Annotated in this window: 3 protein-coding genes and 1 pseudogene; 1 reads left to right on the forward strand and 3 read right to left on the reverse strand. The window is 60.4% G+C overall.

The window, feature by feature from the left end:
- Positions 1 to 266: 266 nt before the first annotated feature.
- The 3 genes from SYN65AY6A5_RS13720 to SYN65AY6A5_RS13730 form a co-directional block, all read right to left on the reverse strand.
- The gene (locus tag SYN65AY6A5_RS13720; RefSeq protein WP_099812245.1) at positions 267 to 2,090 is read right to left on the reverse strand and encodes a glycosyltransferase family 39 protein; all 1,824 of its coding nucleotides are present in this window, start codon (positions 2,088 to 2,090) and stop codon (positions 267 to 269) included.
- Between the two features lie 102 nt (positions 2,091 to 2,192).
- Complete coding sequence (locus SYN65AY6A5_RS13725) at positions 2,193 to 2,453, reverse strand: DUF6761 family protein (RefSeq protein WP_011429921.1); 261 nt, start codon at positions 2,451 to 2,453, stop codon at positions 2,193 to 2,195.
- A gap of 105 nt (positions 2,454 to 2,558) precedes the next feature.
- Positions 2,559 to 4,220, reverse strand: coding sequence for a CocE/NonD family hydrolase (locus SYN65AY6A5_RS13730; RefSeq protein ID WP_240531077.1), 1,662 nt, complete (start codon positions 4,218 to 4,220; stop codon positions 2,559 to 2,561).
- A 130-nt stretch (positions 4,221 to 4,350) separates the two neighbouring features.
- Between SYN65AY6A5_RS13730 and SYN65AY6A5_RS14845 the strand changes: the two are divergent.
- Positions 4,351 to 4,534, forward strand: a pseudogene (locus SYN65AY6A5_RS14845) (hypothetical protein); the annotation flags it as partial.
- Between the last annotated feature and the right edge of the window lie 53 nt (positions 4,535 to 4,587).

Raw genomic sequence — 4,587 nt, forward strand, 5'->3', positions numbered from 1 at the left:
CTAACGCACGTAAGCCAGTTGTTGACTCCGTGGTCAATTGCTAGAGCTTTTCTCGGATCCAGCGATTGGGGTCGAGCAGGCTTGGCATAGACCCACTCCAGGTACAACAACATAGGTGGCCTTTGGACGGCTAGCTCCAGTTGAACCTACCGGAGTAGGTTGCCTGGGCAGGCTAGTCTTTCCTTGCCCTTTTCCAGCTAAAGCTGGGGGTACTTGACCCAAACCCGTGGCTTTCCCAGCGATGGCTGGTTGCTGGCGATGCCGTTTTAGGGATCCCCCACCTCAAAAGCCCACAGCCCCCGCTCAGCCGGGATGCGGTGCAACTGCCCCTGGGGAAAGCGCCGCTGCAGCGCCGCCCCCTGTTGATCCCATACCCCCTCGTTCAGGAACAGGGTAAACGGCGGCTGTAGGTCTTGGGTCGGCAAGGCCTCCGGGGAAAAAACCTGCACCTCCTGCTCCGGCCCGGCAAAAAACTGGATCCAACTCTGCCAGTAGGGGGGTTCTCCCCAACTGAAATAGGGGTAGGCGGTGCTGGCCGCCAGGTAGAAGCGGTGGTCGGGATCCCCTTGTCGAGCCGCCACGTAGCGCCCGGTGGCTCCCACATCGTTGCCCTGGGTCCAGCCCTTGTGGACAAAATCCCCAAAAATGGCCAAGTTCCATCCCCCGATCAACAGGACCGCCCCCGCCATCGCCGCTGCCGGCAGCCAACCTCTTGCCCGGGATCCCCAACGTCCCAGGAGAGCAGCCAGCGCCTGGATCCCTTCCAGGGTTAGGTAGGCTACAAAGGGCAGGATCACCAGCAGGCGAGTGTAGTTGGGGGCTTTGGTGATGGCCAAGCTAAAGAGCAGGTAGAGAAACAGGAAGCTGCCCAGGCAGAGCCAGTCGTGGGGTTGGCTGCGCCCTTTGAGAAGGCGGTAGAGCCCGGATCCCAGCCCCAGCCAGATCAAGACCCCTGTCAGGGGATCTACAAAGGCATGGCCGTAGTTGGGATAGATATAGCCCCGGTCGTGCTGGCTGGGGTCGTTGAACATACTTAGGCCGTTGCGGATGTTGCGCCACACCGCCTCGGCTGGCGTAGCGGCATTCACCCACATCTGCTGCAGCGCCCGCCCTTCTGGGAAAAAGAGAAATTGCTGGCGGGCATACTCGGCGCTCACTGGCGGAGCAGTGGCAGTGGCCACCAGAATGGGCGCAGCCACCAGGAAAAACCCCAGCGCCGCCGGCACCGTCAGCTTGGCCAAAGTCCAGAAGGGGTTGGCCTGCTTGTTTTCTCCTTGCAGATCCTCCCGGCCCAGGAGCAGGTAGAGGCCGCCAAACAGCAACCCCAGCAAGATCACCACCCGCCCCGGCAGATAGCCGTAGAGGGAGAAACCCGCTGCCCCTCCCCCCAAATACAAAAGCAGGGGATTCTTTTCCCGCACGCCCTTTAAGATCAAGGCCAGGGCCGCACACTCCACCAGCACAATCAGGTTCTCCCGCATCGCCATGCGGCTGATGCCCAGCAGAGCGTGGTTGGATCCCAGGAGGGCCGCCGCCGCCAAGGCCAGCCGGGGGTTCCAGAACGACCGAAAAAACCCGTAGGCCACCAGAATGGTGACAACCCCGAAGGTGGCATGCACCGTGCGCACATTCACCAGCGTGACTCCCCCCATCAGCCGCGTCAGGCCGCCAAAGAGGCTGAACATAAAGCGGGGAAAATAGAAGTACTCTGGCATCAGCCCAAAGATATCGGGGTAGCGTACCGCTGAAGCCCGCCGGGCCATGGAGGTGATGACAATCTCGTCGGTGTTGATCTGAAAGGGGATGTTGGCCAGGTCGTAGAGGTAGATGGGAGCAAAAACCAACGCCAATAGCCCCAGGTGCAGCAACTCCTGGCGCCAGCGCAGCCGCGTCGGATCCCAAGGGGGCTGAGCTGGGGGAAACTGGGCCACGTACAACCCCACCAACAGGATGCTCAACAACCAGATGCCAACCTGCAAGACGTGGTAGCCGAACAGCCCATACCCAAGGGTCAAGGCTATCCCCAAGCCCAAGCCGGATCCCAGCAGGGCCGGACGCCGAGAAGTTGCCAGCGTATCCCAAACCGCCATAGGACTGGAGTGAGGAACAGCACTGACCCCAGCCTACCAGGCCTCTGCCGGTGTTCGATCCCTCACCCCCGGCCCCTCTCTATGCAATATCAATAAGCAATATCAATAGCCCCGCATCGCCTCGGTCTCCCGCTCCAGTTCCGGCTCCACGAAGTTGGAGGGGTCGTAGAGGAAGCGGTTGACCTCGTCTTCAAGGCGGTAGATCTCAAAAGGCTGCAATTGCTTGCCAGTTCGCAGGGCCAGCAGGTAGCCATCCACCAGCAGGCGCAGCTCGTCAGTGCGCCGATAGCCGCGATGCCAACTGTCCACCAGCGCGTCGGTCAAAGCCTGATAGTGCCGGATCAACTTCGGGTCTTGCAACATGGGGTTCCCTTGCCCTGCTTGCTTCTATCCTAACGTTTGATGTCTGTTTGTGAGGAGGAGTTGCGAAGGGATGAGAAGCTGTGTTGTCTTAAACTGTCACTCCCCCTAACTCCCCTCGACAATGGGCAGATGCAGCCGCGAGGGGGTGTCGCTGCCGCTGTGAAGAGCGAGGGTGAGAATGCGGGCCTCGATGAGCCGCTCTTCTCGCATCCCCGTGCCTGTGTTAACGGGGTAGGCCGGGAAACAGGCCGCGCTAAGGCTGAGGCGCAGGGCGTGGCCGCGGGGAATGCGGATGCAGGTGGGCTGGCAAGGGATCCCAATGGGGGCCTTGGGCTGGGGATCCCGCAGCCGGCGGTAGCCCTGGGAAAAGTTATACACCTGGCCCTCCGGCCTCACCACCGAGAGCACGGCGCAGAGATCGAAACTGGGGCTGTCGGCTTCCACATACACTTCCACGAGAATGTCCCCTGCCAGGACGAGGTCGGTTGCCAGGGGAGAGGTGGTGTAGGTGAGAACATCGGCGCGGCAGTCGAGGGCAGAGCGCTCCTGCGGCCCGGCGGGATGGATGAGGTGGCCTCCTAGGGCCGGCACGGGTCGCCAGGGATCGTGAACAAAAGTATCCGACTGCTGCTTTGGTGGGGGCTCTGGGCGAAGGGATCCCTCTGCTTCAGAAAGGGCGGCCAGGCCGCTGCTGTGCAGGTAGAAAACCTTCGGCTCCGGCGTGGGCCAGGCCTCAAAGCTGCGCCAGCGGTTGGATCCCATCTCGAACAGGCGTACCGGCGGCTCTTGGAGGATCCCTGTGTCTTTGCCTTTGAGGAACTGGTCGAACCAGCGCACCTGCAGCCGATCGATGGGGCTGACGGCCTCGGGGCCAAAGTCCAGCGCCCCCACTTTGCGCCCCCAAGGCAGGTGGGCCCAGGGCCCGACAACCAGGTACTGAGGGTTTTGGCTGCGGGCGCTTATTTCCTTGTAAAGGCGCAGGCTGCCGGTTAGGTAGCTGTCGAACCAGCCGCCAATGTGCAACATCGGCAGATCCACCGCCTCTAGACGGGGGGAGAGCTGGCGCCAGTAGTCGTCGGGCTCGCTGTGCTCCAGCCAGTCAAAGTAATAGGACTGGGGCGCATATTGCTGCAGCACGCCTGGCTTGAGGGGGATGGGATCGTAAAGGGGCAGGTTGCGGGAGGCCTTGAAAAGGGCCTGGTAAGCGTTGGCATCGCCGCGCAGGCGCGCCCCCTCAGCTTCCAGTTGCAGGGCCCAACTGAGGTTGTTGTAGAAAGCGAAGGCTCCCCCCGGATAGGCGGCATCGGCGTAGAGATCGTAGGGCAGCATGGCTGGGCAGATGGCCTTCAGGGCGCTGGGACGGGCGGAGGCGGCATACAGTTGGGTCATGCCTTGGTAAGAAAAGCCGTACATACCCACCACACCGTTGCTCCCCGGCAAAGCGGCCGCCCAGTTGACGGCGTCGAACCCGTCTTCCACCTCATGGCGGAAAGGGTAGAAGGATCCCTTGGAGGTTCCCCGTCCGCGCACATCCTGGATGACCACAATGTACCCCTGGGCCGCATACCACCTGGGATGGGCATACACCACCGTCGAGGCAATGGCCCGCCCATAGGGCTGCCGCATCAGCAAAACCGGGTAGCTCCCCTCCCCTTGCGGGCGATAGACATCTGCGTCCAGTTGGATCCCGTCGCGGGTGAACATGGAAACAGTTTCGCGGGGGCGAACGGGCAACATGGCCTGGGTTGGGCTAGCGGATCTTGCCAAAGGGATACCAACCAAGGACAACCTAAGGGATCCCTGGGTGGATTCTTCCTAAGATAAAACAGAAGCCCTTATGAGAGCATGACTCTAGTCAATAATAAGCTCAACTATGCTGAAAATAATGTATAATATGTTCAGTACGGATTACTACCAGTTGATCTTTCTGTTTACTTTCGAGTCTGCCAACATGGTAGCCAAAGCAAAGCAGAAAATTGGTAGTAAGACGACACGGAAACTGCGCTTTGGGTATTCTACTCAAAGCTTTGCGGGATACCGCCATTCTGGTTGGAAACAAACAGAATGCTATCGCTGCATAGTTGAACAGTGATGTTCAGCAGTGTTCAGCGTAAATGTATCAGGGAGAAACTCC

The organism is Synechococcus sp. 65AY6A5 (assembly GCF_002760415.1).
In the GTDB taxonomy this organism is placed as follows: Bacteria; Cyanobacteriota; Cyanobacteriia; order Thermostichales; family Thermostichaceae; genus Thermostichus.

What these genes read in the sequence shown, in the direction of transcription:
- SYN65AY6A5_RS13720 (WP_099812245.1), bottom strand. Translation starts at nt 2,090, where the DNA reads ATGGCGGTTTGGGATACGCTGGCAACTTCTCGGCGTCCGGCCCTGCTG.
- SYN65AY6A5_RS13725 (WP_011429921.1), bottom strand. Translation starts at nt 2,453, where the DNA reads ATGTTGCAAGACCCGAAGTTGATCCGGCACTATCAGGCTTTGACCGAC.